The sequence below is a fragment of the Streptosporangium sp. NPDC050148 genome (genome assembly GCF_055586505.1).
In genome coordinates this window covers 189,830-205,805 of the sequence record NZ_JBVJIA010000007.1, presented here as the reverse complement: position 1 = coordinate 205,805, position 15,976 = coordinate 189,830, and the positions used below count along the sequence as shown (strand labels likewise).

The 15,976-nt window shown below is 73.1% G+C and carries 15 protein-coding genes and 1 tRNA gene; 7 read left to right on the top strand and 9 right to left on the bottom strand.

Annotated features, from left to right (window positions below; genetic code table 11):
- Nucleotides 1-245: 245 nt before the first annotated feature.
- Nucleotides 246-1,079 carry a sugar phosphate isomerase/epimerase family protein gene (locus ACZ6RT_RS10300; protein ID WP_470152959.1) on the top strand — a complete coding sequence of 278 codons (834 nt, stop codon included), beginning with the start codon at nucleotides 246-248 and terminating at the stop codon, nucleotides 1,077-1,079.
- 52 nt (nucleotides 1,080-1,131) lie between these two features.
- On the opposite strand, the gene ACZ6RT_RS10295 is transcribed toward ACZ6RT_RS10300, so the two are convergent.
- Nucleotides 1,132-1,205: transfer RNA gene (locus tag ACZ6RT_RS10295), tRNA-Lys, on the bottom strand.
- 101 nt (nucleotides 1,206-1,306) lie between these two features.
- Here ACZ6RT_RS10295 and ACZ6RT_RS10290 point away from each other — a divergent pair.
- Both ACZ6RT_RS10290 and ACZ6RT_RS10285 read left to right on the top strand, forming a co-directional pair.
- On the top strand, nucleotides 1,307-2,158 hold the full coding sequence (locus ACZ6RT_RS10290; RefSeq protein WP_470152958.1) for an AAA family ATPase: 852 nt from the start codon (nucleotides 1,307-1,309) through the stop codon (nucleotides 2,156-2,158).
- Nucleotides 2,159-2,282: 124 nt separating this feature from the next.
- A complete protein-coding gene (locus ACZ6RT_RS10285) occupies nucleotides 2,283-3,647 on the top strand; it encodes a vWA domain-containing protein (RefSeq protein WP_470152957.1) in 1,365 nt (454 codons plus the stop codon).
- Between the two features lie 94 nt (nucleotides 3,648-3,741).
- On the opposite strand, the gene ACZ6RT_RS10280 is transcribed toward ACZ6RT_RS10285, so the two are convergent.
- Nucleotides 3,742-4,500, bottom strand: coding sequence for a nuclease-related domain-containing protein (locus ACZ6RT_RS10280; RefSeq protein ID WP_399186199.1), 759 nt, complete (start codon nucleotides 4,498-4,500; stop codon nucleotides 3,742-3,744).
- A gap of 201 nt (nucleotides 4,501-4,701) precedes the next feature.
- Between ACZ6RT_RS10280 and ACZ6RT_RS10275 the strand changes: the two genes are divergently transcribed.
- Complete coding sequence (locus ACZ6RT_RS10275) at nucleotides 4,702-5,286, top strand: TetR/AcrR family transcriptional regulator (RefSeq protein ID WP_399186200.1); 585 nt, start codon at nucleotides 4,702-4,704, stop codon at nucleotides 5,284-5,286.
- Nucleotides 5,287-5,343: 57 nt separating this feature from the next.
- On the opposite strand, the gene ACZ6RT_RS10270 is transcribed toward ACZ6RT_RS10275, so the two are convergent.
- From ACZ6RT_RS10270 to ACZ6RT_RS10260, 3 genes are all read right to left on the bottom strand, one after another.
- On the bottom strand, nucleotides 5,344-6,432 hold the full coding sequence (locus ACZ6RT_RS10270; RefSeq protein ID WP_470152956.1) for an acyl-CoA dehydrogenase family protein: 1,089 nt from the start codon (nucleotides 6,430-6,432) through the stop codon (nucleotides 5,344-5,346).
- A gap of 106 nt (nucleotides 6,433-6,538) precedes the next feature.
- The gene (locus tag ACZ6RT_RS10265; protein ID WP_399186202.1) at nucleotides 6,539-7,714 is read right to left on the bottom strand and encodes an acyl-CoA dehydrogenase family protein; all 1,176 of its coding nucleotides are present in this window, start codon (nucleotides 7,712-7,714) and stop codon (nucleotides 6,539-6,541) included.
- A gap of 117 nt (nucleotides 7,715-7,831) precedes the next feature.
- Nucleotides 7,832-9,037 (bottom strand): acyl-CoA dehydrogenase family protein, encoded by a 1,206-nt coding sequence (locus tag ACZ6RT_RS10260; RefSeq protein ID WP_399186203.1) that lies wholly within the window; start codon nucleotides 9,035-9,037, stop codon nucleotides 7,832-7,834.
- 159 nt (nucleotides 9,038-9,196) lie between these two features.
- Here ACZ6RT_RS10260 and ACZ6RT_RS10255 point away from each other — a divergent pair, with 159 nt between their 5' ends.
- Nucleotides 9,197-9,802 (top strand): GNAT family N-acetyltransferase, encoded by a 606-nt coding sequence (locus ACZ6RT_RS10255; protein WP_470152955.1) that lies wholly within the window; start codon nucleotides 9,197-9,199, stop codon nucleotides 9,800-9,802.
- Nucleotides 9,803-9,868: 66 nt separating this feature from the next.
- Here ACZ6RT_RS10255 and ACZ6RT_RS10250 read toward each other — a convergent pair whose 3' ends face one another.
- Nucleotides 9,869-10,450 (bottom strand): TetR/AcrR family transcriptional regulator, encoded by a 582-nt coding sequence (locus ACZ6RT_RS10250; protein WP_470152953.1) that lies wholly within the window; start codon nucleotides 10,448-10,450, stop codon nucleotides 9,869-9,871.
- 73 nt (nucleotides 10,451-10,523) lie between these two features.
- On the opposite strand from ACZ6RT_RS10250, the gene ACZ6RT_RS10245 reads away from it, so the two are divergent.
- On the top strand, nucleotides 10,524-11,759 hold the full coding sequence (locus ACZ6RT_RS10245) for an FAD-dependent monooxygenase (protein WP_470152952.1): 1,236 nt from the start codon (nucleotides 10,524-10,526) through the stop codon (nucleotides 11,757-11,759).
- 109 nt (nucleotides 11,760-11,868) lie between these two features.
- On the opposite strand, the gene ACZ6RT_RS10240 is transcribed toward ACZ6RT_RS10245, so the two are convergent.
- The 3 genes from ACZ6RT_RS10240 to ACZ6RT_RS10230 form a co-directional block, all read right to left on the bottom strand.
- Nucleotides 11,869-12,756: a DMT family transporter gene (locus ACZ6RT_RS10240; protein ID WP_399186207.1), complete on the bottom strand. Its 888-nt coding sequence runs from the start codon at nucleotides 12,754-12,756 to the stop codon at nucleotides 11,869-11,871.
- Between the two features lie 35 nt (nucleotides 12,757-12,791).
- Complete coding sequence (locus tag ACZ6RT_RS10235; RefSeq protein WP_470152950.1) at nucleotides 12,792-14,198, bottom strand: pentapeptide repeat-containing protein; 1,407 nt, start codon at nucleotides 14,196-14,198, stop codon at nucleotides 12,792-12,794.
- A 153-nt stretch (nucleotides 14,199-14,351) separates the two neighbouring features.
- Complete coding sequence (locus ACZ6RT_RS10230) at nucleotides 14,352-14,717, bottom strand: VOC family protein (RefSeq protein ID WP_470152948.1); 366 nt, start codon at nucleotides 14,715-14,717, stop codon at nucleotides 14,352-14,354.
- A 313-nt stretch (nucleotides 14,718-15,030) separates the two neighbouring features.
- Between ACZ6RT_RS10230 and ACZ6RT_RS10225 the strand changes: the two genes are divergently transcribed.
- Nucleotides 15,031-15,939, top strand: a complete 909-nt coding sequence (locus ACZ6RT_RS10225) for a DMT family transporter (protein WP_470152946.1) — start codon at nucleotides 15,031-15,033, stop codon at nucleotides 15,937-15,939.
- Nucleotides 15,940-15,976: the final 37 nt, after the last annotated feature.

Below are 15,976 nucleotides of genomic sequence, written 5' to 3'. Positions count from 1 at the left end.
TTCTCCCCCCCCCCTCCCCCCCCCCCCCCCCCCTCCTCCCCCCCCCCCCCCCCCCCCCCCCCCCCCCCCCCCCCCCCCCCCCCCCCCCCCCCCCCCGGTCCCGTCGTTCCGCGCCCGGTGCGGCGGGATACGGTGAGCGGTGCCCGCCGGGCCGGCGTCCCGCGGAACGGGAACCCGCGCGGCGGGACCCGACGGGACAGGGCCGGTCCGGGAGCACGGAGCCGGGTCGCGAGAGGCGGGATGCGATGAGACGGGTGCCGTTCCTGACGTCGGGGATGTGCAGTGTCACCTACCGGCCGCTGAGCGCGGACCGGATCGTCGAGCTGGCCGCCGGTGCCGGGCTCGACCGCGTCGAGTGGGGCCAGGACGCGCACGTCCCGCTGGGCGACGAGGCCGAGGCGCGGCGCGTGGCCGAGGCGACCAGGGCCGCGGGCCTGGAGGTGTCGGCCCTGGGCTCCTACTACCGGGCGGGCGTCGTCACCGACCCGCAGGAGGACCGGCGCGTGTGGCGGCAGGTCCTCGGCGCGGCGCGCGCGCTCGGCGCCCCGCGCATCAGGGTCTGGGCCGGGAACACCGCCTCGGCGGCCGTGGACGCGGCCGGGCGCCGCCGGATCGTGGACGGCCTGAGACGGTGCGTCGACAGCGCGGCGGAGACGACGACGGACGGCGGGACCGGCATCACCGTCGCCACCGAGTTCCACGACGGCACCCTCACCGACGAGATCGTCTCGGCCCGGTCGATGCTGGACGAGGTCCCGGGCCTGCGGACCTACTGGCAGCCGCCGAACGGGATGCCGGACGAGCAGGCCCTGGCGGGGCTGGAGGCCGTACTGGACCGGGTGGACGGGGTGCACGTGTTCAGCTGGTGGCCGACGCCGCGGGAGCGGTGGCCGCTGGAGCACCGGGAGGCGCTGTGGCGCCGCGCCCTGGCCATGGTCGCGGCGACGGGACGGCGGATCGACACGTCCCTGGAGTTCGTCCCGGGCGACGATCCCGCGGTGCTGTCGCGGGAGGCGGCGACCCTGCGGCGCTACCTGCTGGACGTCTCCGCGGGAGACGACGCGGGCCGTCCGGCCTGAGGAGACGACACGGGCACCCCGGCCTGAGGCCGGGGTGCCCGTGTCGTCGAGGTGCGCCGCCAGGGACTCGAACCCCGGACCCGCTGATTAAGAGTCAGCTGCTCTAACCAACTGAGCTAGCGGCGCGTGAAGCCCTTGAAGGATAGCGCACATCGGGCAGGGCTTCGAAATCCGGGACGATCACCCGCTAAGCTAGAACAAAATTCGGTCCTGTACTGGGAGCTCACATGTGGTTCGCCTCGCCCTCCGACGCCGGTGAGCGGCTCGGCGCCGTCGACTACCTCTCCGACGACTCCATCTCGACCTCGGTGTTCCTGGCGGGCGCGCTCGGCAAGCCACTCCTCGCCGAGGGGCCCGCGGGGGTGGGCAAGACCCAGCTCGCCAAGGCCGTGGCCGAGACCACCGGCGCGCGGCTGGTCAGGCTGCAGTGCTACGAGGGCCTGGACGAGGCCAGGGCGCTGTACGAGTGGAACTACAAGAAGCAGCTCCTGCGCATCCAGGCCGGGCAGGGCGAGGACTGGGACTCCACCCACGACGACATCTTCACCGAGGAGTTCCTGCTGGAACGGCCGCTGCTCGCCGCGATCCGGTCCGAGACGCCGGTGGTCCTGCTGATCGACGAGATCGACAAGGCCGACGTGGAGGTCGAGGGGCTGCTGCTGGAGATCCTGTCGGACTACCAGGTCACCATCCCCGAACTCGGCACGATCACCGCCGTGCGCAGGCCGTACGTGGTGCTGAGCTCCAACGCCACCCGGGAGCTGTCCGAGGCGCTCAAGCGGCGCTGCCTCTACCTGCACCTGGAGTATCCGACGCCGGAGCGCGAGCGGGACATCGTGCTGGCCCGGGTGCCCTCGATCGAGGCGAGCCTGGCCGAGCAGCTCGCCCGCACGGTCGCCACCCTGCGCACCCTGGAGCTGAAGAAGGCGCCCTCGATCGCCGAGACGATCGACTGGGCCAACACCCTGCTCGCCCTCGGCAGGACCGAGCTGGACGAGGAGGCGATCGGGGCCACCCTGGGCGTCGTGCTCAAGCACGCCTCCGACCAGACCCGGGCGCGCAAGGAACTCGCGCTGTGACCCTCGGACCGGGACCCGGACCTCGGGTGGAAGCGGGAACGGGGACGGAGCCGGGACCTCGGACGAGGCCGGGGACGGGGGCGGGAACCGGGATGAGGACGGGACCCGGGACGGGAGGGCCGCGATGAGCCTGCTCGACCGGCACGTGGGGTTCGTGCACGCGCTGCGCGAGGCCGGGCTGCCGGTCTCACCGGCCGAGGGCCTGGACGCGGCCAGGGCGCTGGAGGTGATCGACCTGGCCGAGCGGGAGTCGCTGCGCGCCGCGTACGCCGCGACGCTGGTCAAGCGGCCGTCGCACCGGCCGGGCTTCGACACGCTGTTCGACCTGTGGTTCCCCGCCTCCACGACCGGCCTGCAGGCCGCGCGCGAGGGCGGGCCGGACCTGGAGACCGCCGGGGTCCCCGAGTTGCGCGACCGGCTGGCGGAGCTGCTGCTGGAGGCCGAGGGTCAGGGCCAGGGGATGAACGCGTTCGCGCGGGCCATGGTGGGCCGCTTCGGCCGCCAGCCCGCCGGGCCCGGCAGGCAGAACTGGTTCTCCTACCCGGTGATGCGGGCCCTGTCCCCCGAGACGCTCATGGCGCGGCTGCTGGCCGAGGTCCTGGCGGGCCGGGAGCGCGGCGGGCTGGCCGAGAAGGTCGCCCGGCAGCGCATCGGCGAGAACATCGAGCGCTTCACGGAGGCGGTCTCCACCGACGTGCGCCGCCGGATCGCCGAGGACTCCGGGATCGAGCGGATCGCCCGCTCCTCCGTACGCCCGCCGCTGGAGCAGCTCGACTTCCTGCGCATCACCAAGGCCGACCTGGCCAGGCTCCGCCGGGAGGTGCACCCGCTGGCGCGCCGCCTGGCCGCCCGGCTGACCGTCAAGCACCGGCTCGGTCACCGGGGCCGGCTGGACTTCCGCCGGACCGTACGGGCCTCGCTCTCCAGCGGCGGGGTGCCGCTGACCACCTTCAACAGGCCGCGACGGCCGCACAAGCCCGAGCTGGTCGTGCTGTGCGACGCCAGCGACTCGGTCGCCTCCTTCGCGCACTTCACCCTGCTGCTGACGTACGCGCTGCGCGAGCAGTTCGCCAAGGTGCGGGCGTTCGGGTTCGTGGACACCGTCGACGAGATCACCCGGTTCTTCGTGCCGGGCGCCGACGTGGTGGAGGCGATGACCCGGCTGACGAAGGAGGCCGACATGGTGCGGTTCGGCCGGACCGACTACGGCCACGCGCTGGAGGCGTTCGCCGAACGCTACGGCGACAGCGTCGGGCCCAAGACGTCCCTGCTGATCCTGGGCGACGCCCGGTCCAACTACCAGCCTCCCGCCCTGGACACGCTGAAGCGCCTGGCCCGGGACGCCCGGCACGCCTACTGGCTCAACCCGGAACCGACCGCCCAGTGGGACACCGGCGACTCGCTGGCCACGGCGTACGGCGGGGTCGTGCCGATGTACGAGTGCCGCAACGTCGCGCAGCTCGCGGCCTTCATCGAGGAGCTCGCCTGAGCGGGTCCGCGCGGGACGCCGTCCTCCCGAAAGGACGCATCGGCTGACGCGAACGGCACCGGCCGGTCCGGGGCGCCCTCGCGGGCGGGCGGTGTCAGCTCATCCGGCGCAGCACCCGGGCGGCGGTCCTGGCCAGCAGCTCCACCTGGGTCTCGTCGAACTCGGCCCGCGGGCCGTTGCGGATCCAGCGCGCGACCAGGCGGGGCTTGAGCAGGGTGATCCCCTCCGCGGTGACCGACCGCCGAAGCCGGCCGCCGTGCACGGCGATCAGCGGCTCGATGGTCACCGGGACGCCCGACTCGCGGGAGAGCACCTCGGCCAGCGCCTCGGACACCTCGACGAGCGCCTTGGCCGTCTTCGTGCCGTACCTCTCGCCCAGGAACAACCGATCGCCGTACCGGGCGATCTCGGTGTCGGGGTCCCACGCCTCGTTGTCGACCACCCAGACGCCGCCGGGGCCGATGACGAGGTGGTCGATCGAGGCCTTGCCCGGGACGGAGCGGCCGTCCAGGATCCGGTACCCGGCCCTGCGCAGCCTGCGGCGGAGCAGCTTGCCGGTGATCGTCGCCCCCCTGCGCCTGCCGCGCCAGACCGCGGTGGCGTCGTACTGCCTCCAGGCCCACAGCGCGTCCCCCGCGGCGACGAGCAGGCCGCAGAGCAGGCCGACGACCGGCATGGACAGGTCGAACCGGTAGGCCAGCGCGACGCCTGCGACCAGTCCGGCCACGGCCTTGACCGCGCGCATCTTCCTGCGCTCGCCGGCCTCTTTGATCCAGAACTGTTCGTACATGACCTGGGGCGACAGGCCGTGGACCTGGTCGACCGGGGTGACGTAGATAGATCCGCCGGGCATAGCGAACCCCCATGATTGAACGGTCAAGAAAGAAAGAAGGCGGATCTGCCACGCTGAAGATCCCTGCGCTATGAAATACCCAAATTGGAGCTCCAGCTATCCCCGGCCCGCGAAGGTGACGCAACTAACACGCATTCGCCAGAGACCCACGGTGGAACCGACCAGTCGGTATGCTTTCCCTCACCACATCATGGGGGACGTATGACTCAGGACCAGGAGCCGGTACGGCAGCGACTGCTCGGCGAGGCCACCCGCCTGTTCGCCGAGCAGGGCTTCGAGAGCACCTCCGTGCAGGAGGTCGTCTCGGCGGCCGGCGTCACCAAGGGCGCGATGTACCACTACTTCGACTCCAAGGACGACCTGCTCCACGAGATCTACGGGCGCGTGCTCCGCATGCAGATGGAGCGGCTGACCCACATCGCCGACGGCCCCGGGTCGGTGTCCGAGCGCCTGCACGCCGCCGCCGCGGACGTCGTGACGACCACCGTGGACAACCTGGACGACTCCAAGATCTTCTTCCGCTCGATGCACCTGCTCGCCCCGGACACGCGCAAGGTCGTCCGGGCCGAACGGCGCAACTACCACGAGCGTTTCCGCGACCTGGTCACCGAGGGGCAGCGCGAGGGCACCTTCAGGAACGACGTGCCCGCCGACATCGTCGTGGACTTCTTCTTCGGGTCCGTGCACCACCTGGGCACCTGGTACAGCCCCGACGGCCCCCTCTCGGGCGCCGAGCTGGGAGCCCACTTCGCCGACCTGCTCCTCACCTCGCTCCGGCCGCAGTAGCCGGTCGCGGTGACCGGCCGGGGCCGCCCCGGGCGGGACGGCCCCGGAACGAACCGGTCAGGCCGGCGCGGGCAGGTCCGCCAGGGTCGCCAGCGCCTCCCGGTGGGCCCCGGGGGTGCCGAGCGCGATCTCGGTGGCCTTGGCGCGCTTGAGGTAGAGGTGCACCGGGTGCTCCCAGGTCATCCCGATCCCGCCGTGCAGCTGGACGCTCTCCTCGGCGACGTGCACCGCCACCTCCGAGCACCACGACGCGGCCACCGCGGCCGCCGGCTCGCGGTCCTCGGGCGTTTGGGCCACGTCCGCGTCCTCGGCCAGCAGGTCGGCGGCGTTCCTCGCGGCGGCGCGGGCGCGCACCACGTCCAGCCAGAGGTCGGCCATGCGGTGCTTGATCGCCTGGAAGGACCCCACCGGCCGGGCGAACTGGTGGCGCTCCTTGATGTAGGAGAGCGTGGTGTTCAGGCACCACTCGGCGACGCCGAGCTGCTCCGAGGCGAGCAGGCCCGCGCCGAAGCTCAGCAGCCGGCGCGTGTCGAGCGCGCCGACCTCCTCCCCGGCCACGCCGGAGAACGTGAGGGTGGAGACCGGCCTCGTCAGGTCGAGCGACGGCACCGTCTCGATCCGGACGTCCGCGGCCCTGACCCGGTAGAGCGCCGTCCCGACGGGCACGAGCAGCACGTCCGCCACCTCCGCGCCCGCCACCGCCCCGACCTTCCCGTTCAGGGCACCGTCCGTGACGGTGACGGTCCCGGGCAGCGGCCGGTACGGCGAGGCCGCCAGCGACACCGCGAGGGCCGCCGTCGTCTCCCCCGAGGCGAGCTCCTGGATCAGCTCCCCCTCGCCCGCCAGCAGCAGGGCCTTGGTGGCGAGCACGGAGCTGGTGAGGAACGGCAGCGGCGCCACGGCCCGTCCCAGCTCCTCCAGCACCACCGCGACCTCCCGGGCCGACGCCCCGGCGCCGCCGTGCTCCTCCGGCACGAGCAGTCCCGCCACCCCGATCTCCCGGGACAGCGTCTTCCACAGGTCAATGTCGTACGGCGTCCCGGACTCGACGCGCCTCAGCACCGCGTCGGGCCCGCAGCGGTCCGCGAGGAGGTCGCGCACGGAGGCCCGGAGCTCCTCCTCGACCTCGGTGTACAACAGCGTCATAGGTCGCTCCCCGCTCCTCGTCCATCACGCCGGCCGTTTCCACCGGTCGCACCCGATCCGCTCGTCACCGAACCCCGCGCGTCCCGCGCGCCCGTTCCGCCCGCCGTCACCGCGGCAGGTCCTTCCAGGGCACGTCCTTGTCGACGCGGGGTTCCGAGGGCAGCCCGAGCACGCGCTCGGCCACGATGTTGCGCAGGATCTCCGAGGTGCCGCCCTCGATGGAGTTGCCCTTGGCGCGCAGGTAGCGGTACCCCGCGCCCCGGCCGAAGAAGTCGACGGTGTCGGAGCGGCGGAAGGTCCAGTCGTCGTAGGTCAGCCCCTCCTCGCCGCGCAGCTCCACGTCCAGCCCGGACAGGGCCTGGTTGAGGGAGGCGAAGGCGAGCTTCATCCCCGAGCCCTCGGGGCCCGGCTGCCCGGCGGAGAGCTGCTCGCGCAGGCGCGTCCCGGCCAGGCGGGTCACCTCGGCCTCCACCCAGAGGCGGAGCAGCCGCTGGTGCAGGTCGTGGGTACGCAGCTCGGGCCGGGAACGCCAGGTCTCCGACACCAGGCCGACCACGCCGCCGCCCCGCTTGACCGGCGCGCCGCCGATCGCGACCCGCTCGTTCATCAGCGTGGTCTGCGCGACCCGCCAGCCGTCACCGACCTCACCCAGCCGCAGGTCGTCACCGAGCCGTACGCCGGTGAGGAAGACCTCGTTGAACTCGGCCTCGCCGGTGATCTGCCGCAGCGGCCTGACCTCGACCCCCGGGGCCTGCATGTCGCACACGAAGTAGGTCATGCCGCGGTGCTTGGGCACGTCCACGTCGGTCCTGGCCACCAGGATCGCCCACCGGGAGTGGTGCGCGCCCGAGGTCCACACCTTCTGCCCGTCCACCACCCACTCGTCGCCGTCCCTGACCGCGCGGGTGCCGAGCGTGGCCAGGTCCGACCCGGCGCCGGGCTCGCTGAAGAGCTGGCACCAGATCTCCTCGCCGGTCCACAGCGGGCGCAGGAACCGCCTGCGCTGCTCCTCGGTGCCGAACGCCAGGATCGTCGGCGCCGCCATGCCCAGCCCGATCGTCTGCAGTCCCGGGTTGATCTGCGGCGTCCCGGCGAGCTCCTGCTCGACGACGTTCTGCAGCTCGCGGGCGGCCCCGAGCCCGCCCAGGCCCTCGGGGAAGTGCACCCAGGCGAGCCCGGCGTCGAACCGGGCCCGCAGGAACTCCAGCCGGTCCCCGGCCGGGTCGTGCTCGGCCAGGAACGCGGCGACGCGCTCCCTGACCGCCTTCTCGTCCAGCGCCACGGGCGCTCCCTTCGTCGATCTCCGTCGATTCGCGCGCCCCGCGGCCCCGGGACGCCCTGCCGTCACCGCCCCCGCCTCACCGCCCCGGTTCCCGTACGGCCGGGGGAGGCGAGGCGGTCAGGGCATGTACTTCTTGAGCTCCCGGTAGGCCAGGGAGCGCTTGTGGACCTCGTCGGGCCCGTCCGCGAGCCGCAGCGAGCGCGCGCCCGCCCACAGGCCGGCCAGCGGGAAGTCCTGGCTGACCCCTCCTGCGCCGTGCGCCTGGATGGCCTTGTCCAGGATCCACTCCACGTCGCGCGGGGTGGCGATCTTGATGGCCTGGATCTCGGTGTGGGCCCCCCGGTTGCCGACGGTGTCCATCAGCCAGGCGGTCTTCAGCACGAGCAGCCGCAGCTGCTCGATCCTCACCCTCGACTCGGCGATCCAGTCCTGGACGACGCCCTGCTGGGCGATCGGCCTGCCGAACGCGGTCCGCTCCAGGGTGCGGGTGCACATCAGCTCGACCGCCCGCTCGGCCATCCCGATCAGCCGCATGCAGTGGTGGATGCGTCCCGGGCCGAGGCGGGCCTGGGCGATCGCGAAGCCGCCGCCCTCCTCGCCGATCAGGTTGTCGACCGGCACCCGGGCGTCCTCGAAGACGATCTCGGCGTGCCCGCCGTGGTCGGAGTCGGAGTAGCCGAAGACGTGCATGCCCCGCCTGACGTGCATCCCTGGCGTGTCACGCGGGACGAGGATCATCGACTGCTGCCGGTGCGAGGACGCCTCGGGGTCGGTCTTGCCCATCACGATGAAGATCCTGCAGTTGGGGTTCATCGCGCCGGAGGCGAACCACTTGCGGCCGTTGACGACGTACTCGGAGCCGTCCCTGACGATCGACAGGGCGATGTTCGTGGCGTCGGAGGAGGCGGTGTCCGGCTCGGTCATGGCGAACGCCGACCGGATCTCACCGCGCAGCAGCGGCTCCAGCCACTGCTCGCGCTGCCACCGGTTTCCGAACATGGAGAGGACCTCCATGTTGCCGGTGTCGGGGGCGGCGCAGTTCGTCGCGGCCGGGGCGATCCTGGGCGAGCGGCCCATGATCTCGGCCAGCGGCGCGTACTGGAGGTTCGTCAGACCCGCGCCGTGCTCGCCGGGCAGGAACAGGTTCCACAGGTCCCGTTTGCGCGCCTCCTCCTTGAGGTCCTCCAGCAGCGGCGGGGCGGCCCACCCGCTCTCGGCGGCCTGGGCCTCGAACGCCTCCTCCGCCGGGTAGACGCACTCGTCCATGAAGGCGAGCAGCCGTTCCCTCAGCTTCTCGGTCTGGGCGTCGAACGCGAAATCCATGGGGTCTCCTCACGGTCTCCCGTGAGCGTACCGACCGGACGGTATGAGTGTCGACAGGTCGCGAGGCCGAACCCGGCCGGTCCGTCCGCCGAGTGGTCCTCGCGAACGTGCTGCGAGTGGACCTACGGACAGGTCCACTCGGGATCCTAGAGTCGCCCCATGACCGCGAAGATGCCCGACCCCGTCGTTCTCGAGGGCGACACCGTACGACTGGAGCCGCTGACCACCGGCCACCTTCCCGACCTGTTCCTGGCCGGGGGCGGCGACGAGGAGATCTGGCGCTGGGTGACCTACGCCCCCCCTCGCACCGAGGCGGAGCTGGCCGAGATCGCGACCGGCCTGATCGAGGCGCCGGACCACGTCCCGTTCGCCGTGATCCTGCGCGGGACCGGCCGCGCGGTCGGCTGGACCACCTACATGGACACCCCCGGGTACGCCGAGAGCATCGAGATCGGCTGGACCTGGTACGCCAGGTCCGTGTGGCGCTCCGCGGTGAACACCGAGTGCAAGGTCCTGCTGATCGACCACGCCTTCGACGTGCTGGGCATGAGCCGGGTGCAGCTCAAGACCGACAACCTCAACGTCCGCTCGCAGAACGCCATCGGGCGCATCGGCGGCGTCCACGAGGGCACGTTGCGCCGCCACCGCCGCCGCGCCGACGGCACCTGGCGCGACACCGTCTACTTCGGCATCCTCGACGACGAATGGCCCGCCCACCGCGCCCGCCTCACCGGCCGCCGAGGCCGTGGGGTCGCGGGGTCGTGAAGCCGACGGTTCCCGATCGTCGATCCCCGATCCGTCCGGCCTGCGGCTTCCGGCCACCGGGGCCCGTCAGGTCGGCGGTTCCCGGCCGAGCACGCCGCGCAGCAGTTCCCCGACCCCCAGCCGCAGGTCGTCCAGGCTCGGCTCGACACCGGCACCGACGACGGCGTCGAACATCACCCCTTCGCTGAAGGCGACCAGCAGGCGGGCGTGCCGTACCGGATCGGACGATCCCGCGGCGGCCAGGATCGCGACCGCGGGATCGCGGAACCGCTGCCCGGCCAGGTCGTAGATCGTGCGCAGCTCGGGACGCCGGGTGGCCTCCAGGGCCAGCTCGTAGCGGGCGATCAGCATCTCGCGGCCGACGGTCAGCTGCGTCCGCAGCGCCTGGGCCGTCATCTCCACCAGGACGTCCACGACGTCCGTCTCCGGGGCGTTCAGCAACGGCGCGAACGCGCCGGCCTCCAGCCGGGCGAGCCGCGCGAGGGTCAGCTCCAGCAGGGCGGACCGGGTGCGGGCCAGGTTCGAGGTCGACCCCGGCGGCAGGCCCGCCGCCTCGTCCACGGCCCGGTGGGTCAGACCGCGCATGCCTCGCTCCGCCAGCAGGGTGATGGCGGTGTCGGCGACCAGGTCGGCACGCGATGACGTCACCCTTCCATACTACATTTGTAGTTGAACTACGGATGTAGTAAATTTCACTACATCCGTAGTGAGGGGATGGGTCATGGCACACGCAGTGGTCATCGGGGCGGGCATCGGCGGGCTGACGGCGGCGGTCGCGTTACGCCGCCGGGGCTGGGAGGTGACGGTGTTCGAGCGGGCGGCGTCCCTGGAGCCGGTCGGCTCCGGCCTGGGCATCGCCGCCAACGCGCTCAGGGCGCTGGACACGATCGGCGCCGGCGACGACATCCGCGCGCTGTCGGCGGTCCAGGGCACGGGCGGCTTCCGCCGTTCCGACGGCCGGTGGCTGCTGAGGACCACCGTGGAGGCGACCGCCGCGCGCAACGGCGGCGACTCGCTGGTGCTGCTGCGCCGCTCGGACCTGGTCGACGTGCTCTTCTCCCGGCTGGAGGCGGGCACGGTCCGGCTGGGCACGCCCGTTCTCCGGGTCGATCCGGACAACGGGCTGGTGGTCCTCGCGCGGGAGCAGGTGACGGCGGACCTGGTGGTGGCGGCCGACGGCATCCACTCCCCCGTCCGGTCCGCGCTGTTCCCCGGCCACCCCGGCCCGCGCTACGCGGGCGTCACCAGCTGGCGGCTGCTCGTCCCGGCGGACCACGTCCCGGGCCGGGCCCACGAGAGCTGGGGACGCGGGAGGGTCTTCGGCGTCATGCCGCTGGCCGCGGGAAGGGTCTACTGCTACGCCACCGACACCGTCCCGGCGGGCGGCGGCCGCGCGAACGGTGACGCGAACGGTGACGCGAACGGTGACGGCGGGGATCAGCTGGCCGAGCTGCGGCGGCTGTTCGGGGACTGGCACTCCCCGATCCCGGAGCTCCTGGCCGCGGCCTCGCCGCGGGACGTGCTGAGGAACGACGTGTACCACCTGGCCACCCCGCTGCCCGCCATGCACCGGGGCAGGGTCGTCCTGCTGGGCGACGCCGCGCACGCCATGACCCCCAACATGGGACAGGGCGCCTGCCAGGCGATCGAGGACGCGGTGGTCCTGGCCCACGCGATGGGCTCCCCCGGACACGCCGTGCCGGACGGCTCGCACGGCGGGCGGGAGGGGACCCTGGGCGGGGAGAACGGCGGGCCGGCCGCCTACACCGCCGCCCGGCTGGAGCGCACCACGAAGATCATGAACAGCTCCGCGAGGATCTGCCGCGTCAGCCGGATGCGCAACCCCCTGGCCGTACGGCTGCGTGACACCGCGATGGCGGTCGGCTGGCGGCTCGCCCCGTCGCGTGTGAACGGCGCCATGGACGAGGTGCTCGGCTGGACGCCGCCCGCGGGCTGACCCCGATCGGGAGTACCCGGGGCGAGAGGGACGCCTTCGGAAGGGAGACGTCCACGGCGGGACGGGCGTGCCTTCACCGCGGGTTCGCACGGGTTCGGCACGGGGGCGGCTACGGGGAGACGGGCTCCTTCTCGCGGACCGCGGCGGGGACGCCGTGGTCCGGCGAGAGCCTTCCCAGGGTGACCGTCCCCCAGACCAGCAGCGCGGCGGCGCCCAGCGCGGGGATCACGTTCGCCCAGCCGCGGGGGACGGCCTCGTCGAGCAGGAGCGTGCCCGCCAGGATCGAGGTGACCGGGTCCACCACCTGAACGGCCGCGTACGAGATCCCAAAATATCCCACCTCGTACGTCTTCTGCAGCAGCACGACCGCGACGATGAGCAGCACCGGGATCGCCAGGGCGAACCAGTGGACCAGCATGGACAGGTCACCCTCGAAGGTGCCGCCCACCACCCGGACGAAGGTGGAGACGCTGGCCGTCACCGCTCCCGCGCCGACCGACAGCACGAGCGCCTGGGGGGAGCCGGTCATCCTCCGTCCCAGCAGGTGCGTGACCAGCACGACCAGCCCGACACAGCCCAGGAAGCCCAGCGCCTCCTGGTTCGTCATGTGCGGCCTCACCGGATGGGACGGGACCAGCAGCATCAGGACGAGCAGTCCCACGGCCACCGCCAGCGAGCCGAGGATCTCCGCCCGGTGCGGGCGCCTGCCGTGCAGCAACGCCGCCAGCGGCACCGCGAACACCAGCGTCGCCACGCTGATCGGCTGCACCGCGATCAGCGGCGCGAAACTGAGGGCGACGGCGTGCAGGGAGGCCCCGGTGAAGCCGATGACGCCGCCGAGCCACCAGCGGGGCCGCTTCATCAGCTTGAGCGAGGCGCCCTCGGAGACGGCCTCGAACTGCTGGAGCGCGGCCCCGAGCGCGTAACCCAGCGCACCGACCAGCGCGATCGATATCCCGACCCAGGTCATCGCCACCCCCCAGAGCGGACAGGGCATACGGAAAGAAGCGATTCTCGGGTCATCCCGCAAGCTTAGGGCGCCGGAGGAACGGGTACGGACCCCCCTTCCACCAATCGTGCGATGTCCGAGCCGTCGTCGACGGCCTCGCCCCACCCGCCCGGCCAGGACCGCTGCGTACCGGGCACCGTGCGGGCCCTCGCCTCCGCGAAGGAGGGGCCGGTACGGAACGTGGCCGTGCCGAAGAACGCCGCCCCCTCGAACGTGACCTGGCGGAAGACGGCCTCACCGGTGAAGGCGGCACCGCCGAACAGCGCGGCCTCCGCGAAGACGGCCCCGCGGAAGGTCGCCCGGTCCTCGAAGCCCGCGCCGCCGAACAGCGCCGCCCCCTCGAACGTCGTGCCCGCGAAGTTCGCCCGCACCGCGAACACCGCGTCCCGGAACACCGCCTCCCGGGCGAACCGCGCGTTCCTGAAGGTCGCCGCGCGGTCGCCGTACCCTGCCGGGCCGGAGACGGCGAAGCCGGCTCCCCCGAACACCGCCCGTTCCGCGAAGAGGGCCCCTTCGAAGCGGGCACCCCCCTCGAAGACGGCCCCGCCGAACCCCGCCCGGCGCATCCGGCAGTCGCCGAGGTCGAACTTCACCAGCCGCGCGCCGGTGAGGTCGAGGTCGATGCCGGGCCAGAACCGGGCGGGCGGCACCGGTTCCGATCCGCTCCAGCGCAGGTGCTCGCCGAGGATCCGCTGTGCCGTGACGCGGACCTGGAGCTCCTGCGGGTCGACGGACGGGTCGGTCTCCCGCTCCTCGCCGGCCGGTTCCGCCGGTCCGGCCCAGGGAGGCATCCGCAGGTAGCCGCAGATCACGTCGACGACCGTCTGGCGATGCTCGGGGTTGTCCTGGGCGACCCGCTCCAGCGCGTACAGCCCGGCCAGCCGCACCGCGGCCCGCTCGTGGCCGAGCTGGCCGGTCGCCCCGATGTAGAGCTCGGTCACGCGCTTCTCGGCGGCGTCGTACTCCTGGTGGGCCTGCGTCCGCTCCCCGAGCCACTGCCGGCGTACGCCGAGCAGGAGCGCCACCAGCCCGGCCGCTCCCGCGCCGACGGTCAGGCCGGTCTTCACCGCGTCCAGCCGCAGTTCGACGCGCCTGGCCGCGTCCGGCGCCGTGTCGGCGAGGGAGAGCAGGAGGGCCGTGGTCCCCCAGACGGACACGGCGACGAGCACGGCTCCGGCGAGGACCCACCATCGGGACAGGACGCGCAGCACCGCGCGCCCCTGTTCGCCGGGTCGCCTCACCAGGCCCGCTCCCGCGGCCGCGAGCACCACGGCCGTCAGGGCGAGCACACCGGGCAGCGGCACGTAGGCCGCCACGTCCGGCGCCCCGGCCAGGGCCGCCACCGGCGTGGCCGTCGCCGCCGCCCCCGCCGCGACGAGCATCCCCACGCCGGCCGCCCGGCGCCCCGGCCGCCACCCCCATCGCCTCATGAGGGAAACTTCACCGCATCCCACCGGAAACGTCCACGGGAACGCCCCGGCCCGGTCATCGCGGGGACGTCCGGAAGAGCGGCCCGGTCATCCCGGGAGATCTGTCCGGCCACCGCGCGAGACGTCCGGAGGAGCGGTGCGCGGGCGGGCCGGCTACTCGGCGGCGGGCGGGCAGATGCAGAACAGATGCCCCTCCGGGTCGGCCAGGACGATCCAGTTCCCCTCGCCGGGCTGGTAGTCGGGCTTGGTGGCGCCGAGCACCAGGTAGTCCTTGACGGCCTGGTCCACGTCGGGGACGCGCACGTCGAGGTGGAACTGCTTGTCGGGGCCGGGCCAGGCGGACGGCTTGCGGTCGAGGTTCTGCTGGAAGTAGATGGTCATCGTGCCGTCGCCGATGCCGGCGTAGGTGTCCTCGGCGTACTGGACCTCGTAACCGAGGACCGTCGCGTAGAACTCGGCCAGCCGCCTGGGGTCGGCGCAGTCGATGTTCACCGCGACGAATTGCGCTTTCGTGGTCATGTGCCGATCGTCCCGCCCGTACCTGTCACCTGATGTCAGGTTCCCGGAGGGGAACGGCGGGCGGACGGCCCCCTCCCCCGCGACCCCGGCCGTCCGGCGGACCCGGTGGCCCGGCGCGGGCGGTGGCCGGATACCTCCTGGCTCCGGGGAGGCGGACCCGGTTATGGTGGCCCCGTGTTCCTGATCGTCTCTCCGCCCCCCGCCCGCTAGCGGGCGGCCCTCTCCTGACAGACCGGACCCGGGCGGTCCGGTGGGTGCTTGCCGTCCGCATACGTGCGACCTGACGACGAACACCTCATCTGGAGAGACCCTCATGACGCATGTCTCCGTACGCCGGGGCCTGCTGTACGTTTCCATCGCGGCGACCGCCTGGGGCACCGGCGGTGCCGCCGGCGCGCTGCTCGACCTGAGCGGCGGGATCGGTCCCGTCGCCGTCTCCTTCTGGCGGTTCGCCGCGGGGGCGGCCATGCTCCTGCTCGCCACCCGCCTGTTCGGCCTGGGGGGAACCCCGGAGCGCCCCTCCGGCCGGCCCCGCAACCTCGGCGGGATCCTGCTCACCGGCGCCGGGATGGCCGTCTACCAGACCGCGTACTTCGCGGCGATCGCGGACTCGGGCCTGGCCGTGGCGACCGTGGTCACCATCGGCGCCACCCCCGTCCTGGTGGCCGCCGGGGGCCGGCTGCTGCTGGGCGAACGGCTCGGCGCGGCCGGGCTGGGTTCGGTCGCGGTCGCGCTGGCCGGTCTGGTCCTGCTGACCCTGGACGACGGGTCGGGGTCCTTCTCGGCGTCCGGCACCTGGTGGGCCCTGCTGTCGGCGGCGGGCTACGCGGGGGTGACGCTGCTCAACCGGGCCTTCGCGACGGAGCCGTACGCCACCGCGACGGGCGGCTTCGTCGTCGGCGGGCTCTGCCTGCTGCCGATCGCGCTCGTCCAGGGCCTGCTGCCCTCCGGTGACCCGCTCGTCTTCTGGACGATCATCGTCTATCTCGGCGCGGTCCCGACGGCCCTGGCCTACGGCCTGTTCTTCATCGGCCTGGGCGCGGTACGCGCCACCACCGCCTCGGTGATCACGCTGGTGGAGCCGGTGGGCGCGGCGCTGCTGGGGGTCCTGCTGCTCGGTGAGCGGCTCACCCCGGCGGCGGTGTGCGGCGGGTGCCTGCTGCTCGGCGCGGTGGCCCTGCCGGCCCTGAACGAGAGGGCGCGCACGGGCGTCCCGGCCTGAGGACCGGCCCTGCCGGGCCTCGGCCGAGGCCCGGCAG